This is a genomic window from Aureimonas sp. AU4 (assembly GCF_001463765.1).
Classification (GTDB): Bacteria; Pseudomonadota; Alphaproteobacteria; order Rhizobiales; family Rhizobiaceae; genus Aureimonas.
The window spans coordinates 1-507 of the sequence record NZ_BBWK01000072.1; the positions used below are offsets into that span (position 1 = coordinate 1).

Here is a 507-nt window from a genome sequence, read left to right on the forward strand (position 1 = left end):
AACGTCCGGCAGAACGCGGACAACGCGTCGCAGACGGAGGCGGTGGCGGCCAAGGCCCGGCTGAGCGCGGAGGCCACCGGCACCGCGGTGCAGTCCTCGGTGGAGGCCATGCGCACGATCGCCCAGAAGATCTCGGTGATCCAGGAGATCGCCCGCCAGACCGACCTTCTGGCTCTGAACGCCGCGATCGAGGCGGCGCGCGCCGGCTCCCACGGCAAGGGCTTCGCGGTGGTCGCCTCGGAGGTGCGCAAGCTGGCCGAGCGCTCTCAAGGAGCGGCGGCCGAGATCGGGCTCCTGTCGGCCGAAACCTTGCGGGCCTCGGAGCTGGCGGGCGAGCGGCTCGGCCAGCTCGTGCCCGACATCCGGCGCACGGCCGAGCTCGTGTCGGAGATCACGGCGGCCTGCCGCGAGCAGTCGGTCGGCATCGAGCAGATCAACCAGGCCATCGTCCAGCTCGACCAGGTGACGCAGGCCAATGCCGGAGCCGCCAGCGAAATGGCCGCGACC

1 protein-coding gene is annotated in these 507 nt (G+C 71.8%); it reads left to right on the forward strand.

Annotated elements, in window-relative coordinates; translation table 11 throughout:
• Positions 1-507 (forward strand): methyl-accepting chemotaxis protein (locus AUL35_RS18705; protein WP_244493830.1); only part of this gene is annotated, 507 nt, incomplete at both ends.